The organism is Neotamlana sedimentorum (assembly GCF_000943565.1).
GTDB lineage: Bacteria > Bacteroidota > Bacteroidia > Flavobacteriales > Flavobacteriaceae > Neotamlana > Neotamlana sedimentorum.
In genome coordinates this window covers 233,337-251,294 of record NZ_JTDW01000002.1, presented here as the reverse complement: position 1 = coordinate 251,294, position 17,958 = coordinate 233,337, and the positions used below count along the sequence as shown (strand labels likewise).

14 protein-coding genes are annotated in these 17,958 nt (G+C 31.2%); 5 read left to right on the top strand and 9 right to left on the bottom strand.

The window, feature by feature from the left end; genetic code table 11:
* Nucleotides 1-46 precede the first annotated feature (46 nt).
* Nucleotides 47-595 (top strand): HNH endonuclease, encoded by a 549-nt coding sequence (locus PW52_RS03460; RefSeq protein ID WP_044631525.1) that lies wholly within the window; start codon nt 47-49, stop codon nt 593-595.
* A 57-nt stretch (nt 596-652) separates the two neighbouring features.
* On the opposite strand, the gene rnr is transcribed toward PW52_RS03460, so the two are convergent.
* On the bottom strand, nt 653-2,890 hold the full coding sequence (gene rnr / locus PW52_RS03455) for a ribonuclease R (RefSeq protein WP_044631524.1): 2,238 nt from the start codon (nt 2,888-2,890) through the stop codon (nt 653-655).
* Nucleotides 2,891-3,085: 195 nt separating this feature from the next.
* A complete protein-coding gene (locus PW52_RS03450; protein ID WP_044631523.1) occupies nt 3,086-4,540 on the bottom strand; it encodes a T9SS type A sorting domain-containing protein in 1,455 nt (484 codons plus the stop codon).
* Nucleotides 4,541-5,270: 730 nt separating this feature from the next.
* Between PW52_RS03450 and PW52_RS03445 the strand changes: the two genes are divergently transcribed.
* The 3 genes from PW52_RS03445 to PW52_RS03435 are packed head-to-tail and all read left to right on the top strand — an operon-like array spanning nt 5,271 to nt 7,125.
* Complete coding sequence (locus tag PW52_RS03445; RefSeq protein ID WP_044631522.1) at nt 5,271-5,705, top strand: RpiB/LacA/LacB family sugar-phosphate isomerase; 435 nt, start codon at nt 5,271-5,273, stop codon at nt 5,703-5,705.
* Nucleotides 5,706-5,710: 5 nt separating this feature from the next.
* Complete coding sequence (locus PW52_RS03440) at nt 5,711-6,628, top strand: cation diffusion facilitator family transporter (RefSeq protein ID WP_044631521.1); 918 nt, start codon at nt 5,711-5,713, stop codon at nt 6,626-6,628.
* Between the two features lie 53 nt (nt 6,629-6,681).
* Nucleotides 6,682-7,125 carry a GNAT family N-acetyltransferase gene (locus PW52_RS03435; RefSeq protein ID WP_044631520.1) on the top strand — a complete coding sequence of 148 codons (444 nt, stop codon included), beginning with the start codon at nt 6,682-6,684 and terminating at the stop codon, nt 7,123-7,125.
* Here the strand turns inward: PW52_RS03435 and PW52_RS17025 are convergent.
* From PW52_RS17025 to PW52_RS03400, 7 genes are all read right to left on the bottom strand, one after another.
* On the bottom strand, nt 7,122-8,525 hold the full coding sequence (locus PW52_RS17025; RefSeq protein ID WP_052823368.1) for a T9SS type B sorting domain-containing protein: 1,404 nt from the start codon (nt 8,523-8,525) through the stop codon (nt 7,122-7,124). The genes PW52_RS03435 and PW52_RS17025 overlap by 4 nt on opposite strands.
* A 5-nt stretch (nt 8,526-8,530) precedes the next feature.
* A complete protein-coding gene (locus PW52_RS03425) occupies nt 8,531-9,385 on the bottom strand; it encodes an OmpA family protein (protein ID WP_044631519.1) in 855 nt (284 codons plus the stop codon).
* A 77-nt stretch (nt 9,386-9,462) separates the two neighbouring features.
* Nucleotides 9,463-11,097 (bottom strand): S41 family peptidase, encoded by a 1,635-nt coding sequence (locus PW52_RS03420; protein WP_044631518.1) that lies wholly within the window; start codon nt 11,095-11,097, stop codon nt 9,463-9,465.
* 13 nt (nt 11,098-11,110) lie between these two features.
* Entirely contained in the window at nt 11,111-11,485 is a 375-nt protein-coding gene (rnpA, locus tag PW52_RS03415; protein ID WP_044631517.1) for a ribonuclease P protein component, read from the bottom strand.
* A gap of 96 nt (nt 11,486-11,581) precedes the next feature.
* Nucleotides 11,582-13,402 (bottom strand): M1 family metallopeptidase, encoded by a 1,821-nt coding sequence (locus PW52_RS03410; RefSeq protein ID WP_052823367.1) that lies wholly within the window; start codon nt 13,400-13,402, stop codon nt 11,582-11,584.
* 12 nt (nt 13,403-13,414) lie between these two features.
* Nucleotides 13,415-15,025, bottom strand: a complete 1,611-nt coding sequence (locus tag PW52_RS03405; protein ID WP_044631516.1) for a S8 family peptidase — start codon at nt 15,023-15,025, stop codon at nt 13,415-13,417.
* A 31-nt stretch (nt 15,026-15,056) separates the two neighbouring features.
* Entirely contained in the window at nt 15,057-15,914 is an 858-nt protein-coding gene (locus PW52_RS03400) for an MBL fold metallo-hydrolase (RefSeq protein WP_044631515.1), read from the bottom strand.
* Between the two features lie 166 nt (nt 15,915-16,080).
* Between PW52_RS03400 and PW52_RS03395 the strand changes: the two genes are divergently transcribed.
* On the top strand, nt 16,081-17,958 hold the full coding sequence (locus PW52_RS03395) for a cation:proton antiporter (RefSeq protein WP_044631514.1): 1,878 nt from the start codon (nt 16,081-16,083) through the stop codon (nt 17,956-17,958).

Here is a 17,958-nt window from a genome sequence, read left to right as displayed (position 1 = left end):
TTTTACGTAAATTACATACTTGCTATTTTTACTTTAAAAAAAAACTATGATACGAGATTATTGGAAAGAAGAATGGAAAGAAATTAAATTTGATGATGCTATTGCAGAAAATGAAAAATTTAAAATTTCGAACTACGGAAGAGTTATTAATTGTAAAGGTGAAAAAGAATTTTTAGTAAAAGAATCGTATATAAACGGGTATCGAAATTTACCAGTAAAACAAAAGGTAAATGGAAAATCTACTAGCCGATATATTCATAAACTTGTTGCACAACACTTTTTAGAACAAAATGATGGCGTTTACGTAATTCATTTAAATTACGATAAAAATGATAACCGGGTTGAAAACTTAAAATGGGCCACTAAACGTGAAAAAGAAATTCATCAATTTAGTAATCCAGAATATAAAAATAAACCTAGAAAGCGTACTTATGCGAAACTTACCGAAAGTAAAGTTAGATTGATAAAACGAAAAATAAACGACCCTAACCGCAGAACACGTTTAAAAATGATTGCTAAACAATTTGGAATTTCAGAAATGCAATTATACCGCATAAAATCTGGAGAAAACTGGAGCTCGGTTACAGACTATTAAAAGGTTGATAATATTAAAATATTTTAAACAAGCTCTTTTTTTATTCTATTTTATATTTTAAGCTTCTTCTTCAACTTTACCTATTAAAGTAAAATCTAAGTGCTTTTTAACTAAATCAGTATTTTTTACTTTTACAACAACTTCATCACCAAGTTGGTAAATAATTTTATTGCTTCTGCCAACCATAGCGTAAAGTTCTTGATCGAAAGCATAATGATCGTCTGTCATATCACGAACACTTACCATACCTTCACATTTATTCGAAATAATTTCAACATAAATACCCCAATCTGTTACTCCAGAAATAACACCTATAAATTCTTCATCTTTATGATCTTCCATAAAGCGAATTTGCATGTATTTAATAGAATCACGTTCAGCCTTTGTCGCTAAATTTTCCATATCGCTAGAGTGTTTACATTTTTCTTCGTAAACATCCTCATTAGCGCTTTTTCCGCCATCTAAATAGTGTTGTAGTAATCGGTGTGCCATAACGTCTGGATAACGGCGTATAGGCGATGTAAAATGGCTGTAATAATCGAATGCTAAACCATAATGCCCAATATTGTGTATAGAATATTCAGCTTTACTCATACTTCGTATGGCTAAAGTATCTACTAAATTTTGCTCTTTTTTACCATTAACTTCTTTAAGTAAATTATTTAATGAAGCTGAAGTAGATTTTCTATCTTTAAAATCGAGTTTATAGCCAAAACGTTTTACAACACCTTGTAAACTAGCTAATTTACTTTCGTCTGGCTCATCATGAACTCTGTAAACAAAGGTTTTTTTAGGTGATTGCTTACCAATAAATTCCGATACTTTTCGGTTAGCAAGAAGCATAAATTCTTCAATTAACTTATTAGCATCTTTACTGGTTTTAAAGAATACACCAACCGGATCGTTGTTTTCATCTAAATTGAATTTTACTTCAACTTTATCGAAAGAAATCGCTCCAGAACGCATACGCACACCGCGCATTTTTTTAGCAAGCTTATCTAATACTAAAACTGCTTCGGCAATTTCGGGTTTTGTTTGATATGTTTTTCCTGTTAATGATACTTCTTCAGGAATTTCGGTATTGATTTTTGACGCTTCGACTGCACCAAGCGTGACATCGGGATTATTTTCAATTATTGCCTGAGCCTCTTCGTAAGCAAAACGAGCATCACTATAAGTTACCGTTCTACCAAACCATTGGTCTTTTATTTCAGCTTTATCATTTAAAGTAAATACTGCCGAAAATGTATATTTTTCTTCATGCGGACGCAATGAACAGGCATTGTTAGATAGTACTTCGGGCAGCATTGGCACTACTCTATCTACTAAATAAACCGATGTGGCACGCTCGTAAGCTTCATCGTCGAGAACGGTACCTTCTTTTAAATAATGGGACACATCTGCAATATGAATTCCAATTTCGTACAAGCCATTTTCTAATTTTTTAAAAGATAAGGCATCATCGAAATCTTTAGCATCTTTAGGATCTATCGTAAAGGTTAAATCTTTACGCATATCGCGACGTTTAGCAATTTCTGCTTCGGTTATAGAGGTATCGAGCTCGTTTGCATAAGTTTCAACCGCTTCTGGAAATTCGTTTGGTAAGCCATAATCGGCTAAAATAGCATGAATTTCGGTGTTGTGCTCTCCAGGTTTCCCCAGAACTTTTACTACTTTTCCGTAAGGTGAATCAGCTTTTTCTGGCCAATCTTCAAGTTTTACTAATACTTTATCACCATCTTCAGCTTTAAAAGTTTTATTTATGGGTACAAAAATATCTTTATACATTTTTGTACTATCTGCAACTACAAAAGCATAATTGCTATGTAATTGGATAACACCAACATACTCGCTTTTTTCGCGTTTTAAAACTTGAGTAATTTCACCTTCCATTTTACCGCGTTTACGGCGTTTATAAAGGTAAAACTCAACTTCGTCTCCATTTAACGCACGATTAATATTGTTTGAAGCTATGTATATATCTTCTTCAAACTCGTCGCAGATAATATAACCAGACCCGCGTGCTGCTAAATCTAAAATTCCAGTGTAATACTCGGTATTTATCACGGCTTTAAACTTACCACGATCTACTTCTTCAATTTCTTGTTTAGCTGCAAGTTTAGCTAAAGTTTTTATAATTTGGTTACGGCTACTGGCATCGTTAACGCCTATTTTCGCTGCTATTTGTTTATAATTAAATGCCTGGTTGCGTTCTTTTTTTAATATGCTTAAAATTGTATTTGTAAGGTTGGAAATTCCCTTTTTATTGGATTTTCCTTTTCTTTTTCTGTTCATAAAAATTGAGTAATCATATTTATTTCCTAAGATAACGGAAATTGTGTTAGTAAATAGCTTTTTTAGTGTGAAGTAATTGCTATTTGTTTACACAAACTTACAATAATTTAATTTAATCGATGTTTAGGAAAAGTTAATTCATAAAAAAGGCTTATAAAATTTGTATCGATTTAAATAAAATTTAAAAACTAATATTTAATTTATAATTATCTTTTTAGCAGATTTTCCTTGAGTGGTTTCTACTTCAATAAAATACATACCACTGACTAGCTTATTAACATTTATTTTCGATGTTTTTGCAGAATATAAATATTGATTTTGCATGTTGTAAATGTTTACTTGTTTTAATTCTAAACCATTATTTACATCTATATTTAAAACATTATTTACAGGGTTTGGATAATATGAAAAATAGTTATTTTCAAAACTTTTGTTTGATAATACAGCCGTTAAATCATAAACTCTAACATGCCCTGTTTGCACGCCTTTAGCCTTATTTTCAATAGCTCCAATAGCAACCACATTTCCGTCGGCACTTAAAGAAACCGCTCCTCCAAATTCGTCGCCTGCATACTCTCCATCAATATCACTACCTATTTTTTGCCAATTTCCTGCAATATTTTTATAAATTCTAACATGACCAGAATCAGAACTATTTTCATTTTTATATGCACCAATAGCTAAAACATCACCAGTAGCATTTAAGCTTATAGCACTTCCAGATTCATCTCCTGCTGCTTCACCATTTATTCCAGTACCTATTTGTTCCCAAATACCCGAATTATATTTAAATACCCTAACAAATCCAGAATCATCACCATTATTATCATTTCTAGGAGAACCAAAAGCTAAAATATCTCCAGACGCATTTAAACTAACTTTTGTTTCAGAAACTTCACCCGCTAAATTATCATGTAAATCTGTACCTATTTGAACCCAATTTAATGCTACATTTTTATAAACGCGCACTTTACCATTAGCAGGTAAACCATCGCCACTAGAAGAACTAGCAATGGCAACGATATTGCCATCTGCGCTTAAACTTATAGACATACCAGAATAATCAAAAGTATCGCCCTCAATATGGTTTCCTATTTTTAGCCAAACTTCAGACTCAGAATCGTATTTATAAACACTTACGTATCCCGAAAAAACTCCAGCCATTGGAGAACTAATAGCAACAACATTACCATCTGCACTTAAACTTACAGACCAACCAGAAAAAGTATTTGCTGCTTCGCCATTTATTGTATTTCCAAGTTGTGTCCAAACACCCGAATTATTCTTAAAAATTCGTACATGTCCAGCCGAATTTGAGTTATTAATTGCACCAATAGCAACTATGCTACCATCTAAACTTAAATCGAGAGCGTATCCAAAATAATCTACTTGGGCTTCACCATCTATATCTTCTCCTATTTGTGTCCACGTTCCAGATTCGTTTTTAAAAATACGTACATGACCCGAAGCAATACCGTTAACTCCAGAATTACCAATAGCTCCAATAGCCACAATAGTGCCATCATTATTTAAACCAACAGACCATCCAGAATTATTACTTTGAGCTTCACCATCTATATCCTCTCCTATTTGAATTTGTGAAAACGATAAAACAGGTAATAAATAAAGAAATACAATTATATTTTTCATATAAAAATTATTGATTAATAGCTAATTACAAATTTAGATATAAAATCTAGCAAAAGTTTATTAATTAAATTTTAAAAAATATAGTTATCCACACTATATATTATAATACCATTTTCTTTTAAAAATTTTAAAAAATAAATGATGGTTATTATAGCTTGTTAATAGCGGTATAACTTTTTTAAGTTTTATTTTGATAAGTATGTTATTCAAAATTATTGATAGGTAATTAACATATTTTAAACTAGCTAAACTCTTAATTTATAAGCTTTTTTAATTTGCTATTAACAACTGTTAATAACTCAATTAACAGCTAATTTTTAATAAAAGAATGAGTTAACATAGCTTATAACTGTACATTCTAGTGCTTATAAGTTAACTAAAAATTTACATTAACTTATTTGTATGTTAACTAAATGTTACGGATTGTAATTTTTTAGATAAAAACCAAATAAATGTTTTAGAAACATATCAACACTTATTAACAAGTAATGAAAAAAAATAAGCAGCTTTTGTAAAAAACAATAGGTTATTAACAAGCTAAATATATAAATGAATGTATTATACACTTAAATAAGCATTTAGTTTAATTTGTTTGATTCTGAAATACTAATAAAACACTTTAATACTATTTATTTGTACTATGTTAATATAAAGCATAAGTATTTTTTAATAATAGCTATCTAAATACTAATTTATTACCTTTGTTTATATATAAATAAAGTATATAAACATGACAATTTCTATAGGAAACGACCACGCTGGTACCGATTATAAATACGCCATTGTAAAATATCTTGAAGCTAAAGGTTATACCGTAATTAATTATGGAACCGATAATAAAGATAGCGTAGATTATGCCGATTTTGTACATCCGGTTGCAACCGATGTTACAAACAAAAATGCAACTTACGGTATTTTAATTTGTGGTAGTGCAAATGGTGTTGCTATAACAGCAAATAAACACCAAGGTATTCGTGCTGGTTTAAGTTGGACTAAAGAAATTGTAGAACTTATTCGTGGCCATAACAATGCAAATATTATTTGTATTCCTGCGCGTTTTACAGCTATAGAACAAGCTGTTGAAATGGTTGAAACCTTTTTAAATACCGAATTTGAAGGTGGTCGTCACCAACGTCGTATCGATAAAATTCCATTATCCTGTTAATATGAATGGAACACAGTCTGTCGCATAAGCACTCGCACAAACATCCTAATTTAAATGGGCGAAATCTGTTAATTTCTATATTATTAAATGTAGTTATTACAGCAGCACAAGTTGTTGGTGGTTTAATTTCAGGCAGTCTTTCTTTATTAAGTGATGCTTTGCATAATTTTAGCGATGTTATTTCGCTTATTGTAAGTTATGTAGCTACTAAATTAGCAAAGAGAAAAGCATCTAAAAACCGTACTTTTGGTTATAAACGTGCCGAAATTTTAGCCGCTTTTATAAATGCAGCTACCTTAATAATTGTTGCTGTTATCTTAATTAAAGAAGCTTTCGAGCGTTTTAATAATCCGCAAACTATTCATTCTAATTTAGTTATAATTCTTGCGCTGGTGGCTATTCTGGGCAACGGATTTAGCGTGTATTTACTTAAAAAAGAATCTGGGAATAATATAAATATAAAATCGGCTTACATTCATTTATTAACCGATATGTTAGCAAGTATTGCTGTTTTAATTGGCGGTTTGCTCATGAAATATTTTCAATTGTTTTGGGTAGATAGTTTACTCACCTTTTTAATTGCTTTGTATTTAATTTGGATGGGTTATTTTTTACTAAAAACTTCAACTAAAATGTTAATGTTATTTACACCAGAACATATTGATATTAATGAAGTTGTAAACGAAGTTAACAAGTTATCAAAAGTAAAAAAATTACATCATGTTCATATTTGGAATTTAAGTGATGATGAATTGCATTTAGAAGCGCATTTAGATTTAAATGAAGATGTTAATATTACCGAGTTTGATGCTATTTTATTAACAATTGAAACTATTTTACATAAAAAATTTAATATTAACCACGTAACAATTCAACCCGAATTTAATAAAGACGATATAAAAGATATTATTGTTCAAGATTAACAATTTTATTGTGGTCCCTAAGTTATTTCAAAATCTTTTTAAAAAAATAGTATATGCTAACCATACAAACTAAAACCTTTAACCAACTTAGCATCCAAGAACTTTATAATATACTTCAATTACGAAGTGAAGTATTTGTTTTAGAGCAAGATTGTGTGTATCAAGATATTGATTATAAGGACCAAAAAGCAATTCATATTTTAGGATTTAAAAATGAAAAAATTGTAGCATACACACGTATTTTTAAACCAGGTGATTATTTTAAAAATGCCAGTATTGGTAGGGTAGTAGTGGCGCAAAACGAACGTAAACATAAATATGGTTACGATATTATGAACGCTTCAATACTTGCTGTAAATAATTATTTTAACGAAACCGAAATAAAAATTTCTGCACAGTGTTATTTAAAAAAGTTTTATAATAGCTTAGGATTTAAAGAAATAGGAGAGGAGTATCTTGAAGATGATATTCCGCATATTGCCATGTTTAAAATTTAACGCTTTAAAGCAAAATGCCCGCGAATAGCTTCGCCTGTATTTAAATTTATAACATACCAATAATCGTCGGTTGGTAAATGTTTACCATTAAATGTACCATCCCATTGCAAATTTCCTGAAGATAAATTTTTTAACAGCTTTCCATATTTATTGTAAATACTAATTTTCGAAATTATATTGGTATTATCTAAAATTTTCCATAAATCGTGACTACCATCGTTATTGGGTGTAAAATATTTTGGGATATAATAATCGGCATCGGTTATTAATACATTAAAATAAGATTCATTGCTATCGCAAATGGTTTCATTATAAATGTAAATTATTTGCGATTCGGTAATATTATCACCTGCATTTAAAAGTGTTCCGGCACCATTACTTTCTGTAAAATAATTTCCATTGGTCAGGGTTGGTAAAGTATAATATTTACCAATAAAATCATTAAGTTCATCTACTGGTATAAATACTCTACAAGTTTCAATCTTATTGGTATAATTATTAAAATTATTGGGTTTCCAAGCGCTAAAATCGGCATTTTCGTTATCTACAATTACACAGTTAATAAAATTATTATTACTAAAATCCATAAACGTAATCGTCGAATTATTACCATTTTTTATGTTTAATGTGCATAAGTTATTAGAATGACAATCTAAATATGATAGGTTGGTATTATTCGAAAAATCTAGTGTTTTAAAGTTATTATTGTTACAAATTACGGTTTTTAGTGCTGTATTTTGGCTAACATCTAGTGTTGATAATTGGTTATTTTCACAGGCTAAATAAGTTAAATTTGTATTTTTAGTAAGCATTAAATTATTTAAAAAATTACTACCACATTGTAATCTATTTAAAGCTGTATTTTGAGTTATATCGAGGTTTGACAGATTATTTTCTTCACAAACTAAAACAGTTAAAGCCTTATTGTTAGTTACGCTTAAAGTTGATAAATTGTTATTCCAACAAACTAAAGAAATTAAATTCGGATTGTTATCAATTACTAATTGATTTAAGTTATTATTAAAACACCAAAATATTTTTAAAATCGTTAAATTCGAAATATCAATCGTGTTTATTTGATTATCATTAATGTACAGTTCAGTTAACTGGGTGTTTTGCGAAACGTTTAAACTAGTAATTTGGTTTTCTGAACAATCTAAACTTGTTAAGCTTAAAAAATCTTCAATTCCTGTTAAATCTGTAATGTTTAGTTCTGCAATATCTAAGGAAGTAACTGTATTTATGTTGGTTGTTGGTACAAAATTATCTAGCGGAGCAGTATCGTAACCTAAATTTATTAGTGCTTGTTCAAAATTATTATCTGGAACATAAGTTTGTGCTATTACTTTTAATTGAAAAACAATAAAAAAAAGACAAACATCTGAGATTTTGAAGCACATAACATTTAATTGGCATTATCAACATAGTTTATTACAATTTCAACACGACGGTCGTATTGAGGATCACCACCTAGTGGAAATTTTCGGCGTAGTCCTATATGCCGCATACGTTTTTTATCTATGCCTTTTTTAGCAAAATAATCGTAAACATATTTAGCTCGTGCTTCGGAAAGATTACGAAGTTTTGTTTTTCTATCTATAGCATCGCGTGAATATTTGGTACAACACACATGACCTTGAATAGTAAAGTAAATATCAGGTCTCTTGGCTAAAGCTTCAGCAATTGCGGTTAGGTTTTTTTTAGTTGCAGGAGTTATAGTTGCATATCCTGTTTTAAATAAAATATCTTTAAAAATTATTTTATCACCTTTAACGCTTTCGTTAATTTTATCTATTACTGTTTTTTCTTTAGGCTTTTCAACTATTTTAGCAACCTTAATAACTGGTTTTGGAGGCTTAGGTTTAACAATAATTTCAACTTTTCTATTTAATCCACGAATTTTTAAAAGATTTTTTTCTTCGACTATTTTTAAAAGAATTTCACCTTTACCATCAACATTTGTAATTAATGATTCACTAATTTCATTTTCTGAAAATATGCTTTTTATAGCATCGGCACGTTGTTGAGAAAGTTTTAAATTATAAGTATCGGCACCTCTATCGTCACAAAAACCAAAAATAGAAATCGTTTCAATATTCACATCTGTTAATTCTGATATGAATAAAAGTAATCTGTTTTTTTCTGTATTTGGTACGTCATATTCATCAGTTTCAAAATATACTTCATGTGTTAAATTTTGTTGTGAAGAACAAATTGTTACACAAAAAATTAGTAGTATGTTGATTAAAAATATATTCATATCAATGTGGGATAAATATAGTATTTTTAATTGAAAACTATGATAGCCCCACTATTATAACGTATTTCGTAAATGTTTTAGTTTAGAAAACTTGAATAAGTACTTAAGTTGCTTAGAATTTCGGTGGCTTTTTTAATTTCTTTATCGTGTATTTTGTAATACTCGTATAAACCTTCGCGATAAGCATATTGTTTAACAATTTCTTCTGTAAGTTTATTTAATAAATAGTTTTTATTTTCATCGATTACCGTCGATTTTGATTTGTTTAAATTTGAAATTAAGGCGTAATAATCGGTTTGTATATTATCGTTTAACTCTTCTTTTTTAGCTACTTCAAATGCTTTTTTAAGGGCTTTTTCGGTATCGGTTTCAAAAGTAAAATCGTTAGTTTTTAAATAATTCTTAAAGTCTTTAAAATCGTTATCGTTTAATTTTAAACTGTTAACATCATTAATTTTATGTTTATAATAGTAATTTGTTGCGTAGTTAAACACCAAATCGTTATTAACAATTGCAGATGTTATAGGTGAGGTTTTGTAGCTTCCTATTAAAACATCAGGAAAAACACCACCGCCATCAAAAACTTTACGTCCGTTTTTAGTTTTAAATTCGTTATAATTTTCTTGTTTTACGCGAACAGCCTCTCCATTTTCATTTCTATGCCAATAATCTAAAGCTTGAATACAACGACCAGAAGGTGTGTAATAGCGCGAAATAGTAATTTTAATTTGTGTTCCGTACGTTAATTCTTTTGGACGTTGTACTAAACCTTTTCCAAAGCTACGAGAACCAACAATTACAGCGCGATCTAAATCTTGTAAAGATCCAGATACAATTTCGCTAGCCGAAGCACTTTTGCCATCAATTAAAATAACTAATGGAATTTCGGTATCAATAGGGTCGTTTTGTGTATAATACGTACGATTGTATTTTTTAACTTTCGATTTTGTAGTTACAACCAACTGACCTTTAGGTACAAATAAGTTAACAATTTTAATAGCTTCGTTAACCAATCCGCCTGGGTTTCCGCGTAAATCTAAAATAATACGTTTAGCACCCTGTGCTTTTAAATCGCGTAGTGCATAATTAGTTTCGCTATGCGCTTTACGGCTAAAAGAACTTAAAACAATGTAACCAGTTTTATCGTTTATCATTGAAAAATGCGGAACAGCTTTAATTTCTACCTCGGCACGTTTAATGGTTGTAGTTTGTGTTTTGCCTTGTCTATTAAAAGTTACTTCAACTTGCGATCCAGCAGTACCTTTTAATAAGTTACCAGCATCGTCTTTATAATCTAAAATAGAAGTGTTGCCAACTTTTATAATTTCGTCGCCAGCTTTAAGTCCAGCTTTATCGGCAGGATAATCTTTATAAGGCTCAATTATAACAAGTTTGTCTTTTAAGGTTTTAACTTTAGCACCAATACCTGTATAATCGCCAGTATTATTAATTCTTGCCGCTTCAACATCTTGTTCGTTCATAAAATTGGTATATGGGTCTAAATCGGCAAGCATGCTTTTAATAGCCGTATCCATGAGTTCACCAGGATTAGTATCATCAACATAATTCATGTTAATTTCTTTAAACAAGGTGGTGAATATTTCAATTTGCTTTGCAATTTCAAAAAAGTCGTTTTTAAAGGCCGATGTTGTTAAAAATACAGCACAAAGTAAAACGGGGACAATTACTTTTCTTTTTAATAATTTTTTCATGAACGAATTTTTATTAGGCTTCGCTTTTATTCGAAAATTTCTCGAATAATTGCTTCATTTTTGCATTTACATGGTAAAAGCTAGGTATTTCTTTACCAATGTACAAAATCATAAACGCATGGGGTGTTGATAAATTGTTAAATATATCAGGTTTATTTAAGCGATAAGCTTCACGCATTAAACGTTTTATACGATTTCGTGCTACAGCAGTTTTAAAATTACGTTTACTTACTGAAACACCTGTTTTAGCCATAACATTATTATTAAATGTTGTTGGTAAATACACTAAACGCAAAGGGTAAGCTGAAACCGATTTACCGCTCGCAAATAGTTCGTCGATAAGCGTTTTGCTTTTTAATTTTTCGTTTTTAGGGTAGGTAAGACGCAATTATTGAGCTTTTATTTGCCAAAGGTATGTAAAATATAAAAATAAAAAACCTTCTGCTTTAACAGAAGGTTTTAAAATCGATAGAAAAAATTAAATCTATTTTTTATTATTATCTGGGTTAATATCTGCCATTAAACCACTTGGGTCTATTTGAACACTTTTAACCGATTTTTCTGCATTAAAAGTATAGGTTGGATATGCCCATGCCCAATCTTTTATAACGGTTGCATTGGTTGGTTTTTCACCACGCATCATTTGTAATGGTATGTAATAATTTTGTGTTGTACCATCGGTATAAGTCACTGTTAAATCTATAGGCATTGGCATTAAACCAATACGCTCTAAAGTAATAGTTTTATCTTCAACAGATGTAATACCATAATCTATAGTGTTTGTTGTTTGGCCAAAATCTATTAAATACCAATCGAGTTCTAAACCAGAAACTCTTTCAGCAGTTCTAACAATATCTAATGGTTTTGGGTGTTTAAAAGAAAAATCGGTAAAATATTTTTTTATGGTTTTCATTAAGTTTTCTTCTCCAATAACATAACCTAATTGAGCTAAAAACACTTCACCTTTACTGTAAGCCGAAATACTGTAAGCTTGATTATATGCATATCTATCGGCATGTGTAGTTAACGGTTGCTCTTTACCAGATTTTGCTAAATACAGGTAGTTTCTGTAAGCGCCAGCAGTAGGATTTTCTTTATTAGTTTCCATAACTTCGTTCATTGCTAAATCGCTAATGTAACTTGTAAACCCTTCGTCCATCCACTCGTGTTTTGCCTCGTTGCTTGCTAATAAAAATTGAAACCAAGTATGCGCCATTTCGTGAGCTGTTACACCAACTAAACTACCAAAACTACGTTTACCAGTAATTAAAGTACACATAGCATATTCCATACCGCCATCGCCACCTTGAATTACTGAGTATTGCTCGTAAGGATATTTACCAACATGCTCGGAGTAATATTCAATTAAAGCGGCTGCTTTAGGTTGAAATTCTTTCCAAAATTTTAAATTTTCTTCAGGAAGTGTTTTTTTGTAATAGAAATTAAGTAAAGGCCCGTTTTCTATTTGTAAGGTATCGTGAATATAATCTGGATCGGCTGCCCAAGTAAAATCGTGTACGTTTGGAGCTTTAAAATGCATGATTTTTTTATCGCCTTTTACAGTTGGCTCTTCTTGTAAATACCCTGAACCACCAACAACGTAATTTTTATCGATCGTTAGTTTTACATCAAAATTACCCCAAACACCATGGAATTCACGACCAATATAAGGGTCGGCATGCCAACCTTCAAAATCGTATTCTGCTAATTTTGGGTACCATTGAGTCATAGATAGGGCAACACCTTCTTTGTTGTTTCTACCAGAACGACGAATTTGTACGGGCACTTGCGCATCAAAAACCATATCGAAGGTAACTTTTTCACCTGGTTGAATAGGTTTTGCTAATTCAACTTCCAATACAGTACCAACAGTTTCATGCTTTAAAATCGTGCCATTTTGTTTTAAAGAACTAACGTTAATATAACCAATTTCGTTAGGTTTAAGTTTGCTAATTCTATCTTCAACACGGCGGTCTGGATCTGCAATAGTACGCGAGCGTACATCCATTTCGCTACCAGGTTGAAACGCATTAAAGTATAAATGATAAAATACTTTATTTAAAACATCGGGAGAATTATTGGTGTAAACTAATTGTTGTTTTCCTTGGTATTGATAGGTGTTAACATCCATATCAATTTCCATTTTGTAATCGACATGTTGTTGCCAATATCCTGGGTTAACACTTAAAATTTTTGGAGTTTCAGGTGTTTCTGGAGGTGTTGGTGTAATAGAAATAGCACCTTTACTACTACCACAAGATAATAAAAAAGAAAGGCTTAAAAGATATATAAAATAACGTTTCATAGGTTTATTTTTTTATTGAGCGGCAACTTTTGAAGCCATGATTAACGCATTGTAAGCATTTACAATTTTTCCTGATTTTGATAATTCTGAAAACGAACGGATATCGCTAGAATTGCCTCCAACAATAACTTTAGGTTTTAAAGCTAAACCAGAATCCATTATAATTTGTTTTACTTGTGATGCTTTTAAAGTTGGATAATACGAACGAATTAAAGCAGCTACACCAGCTACAGCAGGAGCAGCCATAGACGTTCCGCCTTTAATATCATATTCGTTCTCTGGCGTTGTAGAATAAACGCTTGCTCCTGGAGCAAAAACATCAACATTTTTTTTACCGTAGTTAGAGAAACCAGCGACCATATTTGACCCGTATTTTGGAGCTAATGCGCCTACACGAATGTATGTATTTGATATTTCTTCGCCGTTAATATTATCGTCTGGGAAATTAGGTTCTGTATCTACATCTTTACTATCGTTACCTGCAGCATGCACAAAAACTACATCTTTTTCGCTAGCATAACTTATAGCATCGCGCACCCAATCGCTGTGCGTTGAAAAACTTTTACCAAAACTTCCGTTAATAATTGAAGCACCATTATCTACTGCGTATCGAATAGAAAGTGCCACGTCTTTATCGTATTCGTCTCCGTTAGGCACGGTTCTAATACTCATAATTTCAACGTTGTTAGCTACACCATTTGCACCTAAACCATTATTGCGTTCTGCTGCAATAATGCCGGCTACGTGGGTACCATGACTTTCTGTTTTTACAGTTGGTTTCACATTACCATCGCCGTAGTATTTTGTAGATAAATCGTCTGGATTATCACCAGTTACACGTCCTTTAAACGTTTTGTTAAGGTTGTAGTTTAAACGTTCGTTAATTTGCTCTAAACTAGAACTTAATTCTTCTTTAGCTTCATCCATCGATTCCATACCATTACTAAACATGTATTGGGCCATTTGTTTAGCTTGATTTACTTTTTCATCTTCACTTTCAATGGTATTTACATCTTCTTTGGTATATTTTTCTTTACCTGTAGCTTTTGCAAGAATTTGGTCTGCTGCTAAAATTTGTTGGTAAATTTGGTCGTATTGTGTTTTACGACCTATCCATGTTTGGTATTGCGAATCGTATTCGGCTTGGGCAGCGGCATAATTTGGGTTACTGGTATCTCCTTTTGCTAAAATTCTAACAAATTCTAATTGTTCGTTATAGCCTTTACCTAAAAAATTCCAGCCGTGAATATCATCAATATAACCGTTATTATCGTCATCTTTTCCATTATTTGGAATTTCATCTTCGTTAGTCCAAATAACGTCATTTAAATCTTCATGATCAATATCAATTCCAGAATCAATAACAGCAACTATTATTTTTTTTCCTTTTTTGTTCTTTATAATTTCAGCGTAAGCTTTTTCTACACTCATACCAGGAATGGTATCGGCTATCATGTCTAAATGTCCCCAATTGTGCTTTTCGGCTTCCGTTAATTCTGAAACTTTTAAAGGTGAAGTATCAATGTTTTCTGGAGGTGTAGAAATAATACTAGCTCCGGTACCGCAGCCAAATAATACTGCCGAAATTATGGCAGAGGTAAATAAGGGTTTAATAATTTTCATTTGTTTATTTTATGTTTATTTTTAAATTAAGTTAAAATATGTCTGTAGCTACAAACGTTTCGTTTAGCCTAACGCCTTTTTCGGTATGTTTAACTGTGATTATTTCGTTGTGAGCGTCGTGTTCTAGAAATAAATAATAATTATTATCTGCAGCCATACTTAAAAATTTTTCTTTTTCTGTTAGCGTTAAAAGTGGTCTAGTATCGTAACCCATAACGTAAGGTATTGGCAAATGGCCAACAGTTGGTAATAAATCTGCCATAAAGGCTATAGTTTTACCTTTGTACTTAATTAGCGGAATCATTTGCTTGTCGGTGTGACCGTTAGCAAAAAAAATATCGAAACCAAGCTGCGATTTTTCAAGAAAGTCACCTTCTGGAATGGACGTAAATTTTAATTGTCCACTTTTTTCTATTGGTAAAATGTTTTCTTTTAAAAACGATGCTTTTTCGCGTACATTGGGTTGTGTAGCCCATTGCCAGTGGTTTTTATTGCTCCAAAAGCGTGCGTTTTTAAAGGCAGTTTCGTAACCTGTTCGGTTTTTATTCCATTGTATACATCCGCCACAATGATCGAAATGTAAATGTGTTAAAAACACATCGGTTATATCATCGCGAGTAAAGCCGTATTTTTTTAGAGAGCTATCTAAATTAAAGTCGCCCCATTGAAAGTAATAACTAAAAAATTTATCTGTTTGTTTATTTCCCATACCACTATCAATCAAAACAAGGCGTTTACCATCTTCAATTAATAAACAACGAGCTGTTAAGTCAATCATATTATTAGCATCGGCCGGATTGGTACGCTGCCATAATGATTTTGGAACCACACCAAACATAGCACCACCATCTAGTTTAAAATTACCAGCATTTATAGGATATAAATTCATAAGGATGTAAAATTAAGAAATCTAATAGGATTGCCTAAAAATGTTAAGAATTTATTAAGACATAAAATTTTAAAATCTCATAAAAAAATTAAAAATTTATAACAAAGTGTATTTAAAAACATATACTTATTAGATTTTTTTAAATTAGTAGCTTATAACATAACATATGGTTGAATTAGGAGGGATAATTATTTTAGGAATATTAGCACAATGGGTAGCATGGAAATTTAAAATTCCTGCAATTTTACCTTTAATTTTAATAGGCCTTCTTGTTGGTCCTTTCGCTGCCGAATATTTATCGTACGATGGAACAAAATGGATTGAACCTATTTGGAATGGTAAAGAAGGTTTATTTCCTGGTGAAAGTTTATTTTACTTTGTATCCTTAGCCATTAGTATTATTCTTTTTGAAGGTGGCTTAACACTTAAAATTAACGAAATAAAAAATGTAGGACCTGTTATTACAAAATTAATAACCTTAGGTTCTGTAGTAACCTTTTTTGGTGCTGCTATTGCGGCACATTATGTGTTTTATTTAACTTGGGAAATTTCCTTTTTATTTTCGGCTTTAATAATTGTTACGGGACCCACAGTAATTACGCCTATTTTAAGAAACATTCCCTTAAAAAAAGATGTTTCGGCTATTTTAAAATGGGAAGGTATTTTAATAGATCCAATTGGAGCGCTTGTTGCTGTATTGGTTTTCGAGTTTATTAGTGTTGGTGCTGGAGGCGAGTTTACAAAAACTGCTTTAATTGAGTTTGGAAAAATTGTTTTATTCGGATTTACATTCGGATTTACATTTGCACACGCTTTAAACTTTATAATTAATAAAAAATTAGTACCGCATTATTTACTTAATGTATTTGCATTAGCTGCGGTTTTGGGTGTTTTTATTTTATCTGATGTTTTTGCTCACGAATCTGGTTTATTGGCTGTGGTAGTTATGGGTATGGTTTTAGGAAATTCTAAATCGCCTTATCTAAAAGAGCTATTGTATTTTAAAGAATCCTTAAGCGTTTTATTAATTTCGATACTTTTTATTTTACTCGCTGCTAATATAAATTTTGAAGATTTATTACTTATTTATAATTGGAATGCAGCCATTTTGTTTACTTGTGTCGTATTTATTATTAGGCCAATTGGTGTGTTTTTAAGCACTCATGGTTCTAAATTAAAACTAAAAGAAAAATTATTTATTAGTTGGGTAGGTCCGCGCGGAATTGTTGCTGCAGGTATAGCGTCGTTATTTGGTTTAACACTTGCCGATAAAGGTATAGCCGATGCTAAATATATTACGCCTTTAGTGTTTATGATTGTGTTAGGAACCGTTTTATTAAATGCTACCACGGCACGCTTATTTGCAAAATTAGTGGGTGTATTTTTAGAAAAATCTGGCGGAATTTTAATAGTTGGTGCTTCGAAAGTATCACGCTTGTTAGGTCATTATTTAGAAACCAACGGGCGCCATGTAGTTTTAATTGATAGCAACGAACGCAATATTGAAAAAGCACGTGAACTTGGGCTTGAAGCTATTTCTACCAATATTTATTCTGATACCCTTATGGATAATATTGAACTTAACGATGTGGGTTATTTAATGGCTTTAACCGGAAATTCTGATATTAATAAATACGCTATTGAAAAATTTGGAAATCAATTTGGAGAAAATGGTTCGTTTAGATTGATTACCACGCAGGAAATGCTCGATCAAGATTTTAGTAATCATCCAAAAGAAGGATTATTTTCGCATCGTGATGACTTTAATTCGTTGTTAGAGCTCTCTAGACGCCACCCAAGTATACAGGAAATAGATTTAACCGATAAAGCTCATTACGAAAGCCTTATTGAAATTACGAATAACGACGACGATATTATACCGCTATTTATTAAAGATATAAAAGGCGAATTACATATAATTTCATCTTTTGGATTAGATATTGTTGAAAAAATAAAAGACGGTTTTCAACTAGTTTACCTTGGAAAACCTTTTGATGTTGAAAAAGTACCAACGGTTGATAATAATTCTTTTGGAAAGGAGTAA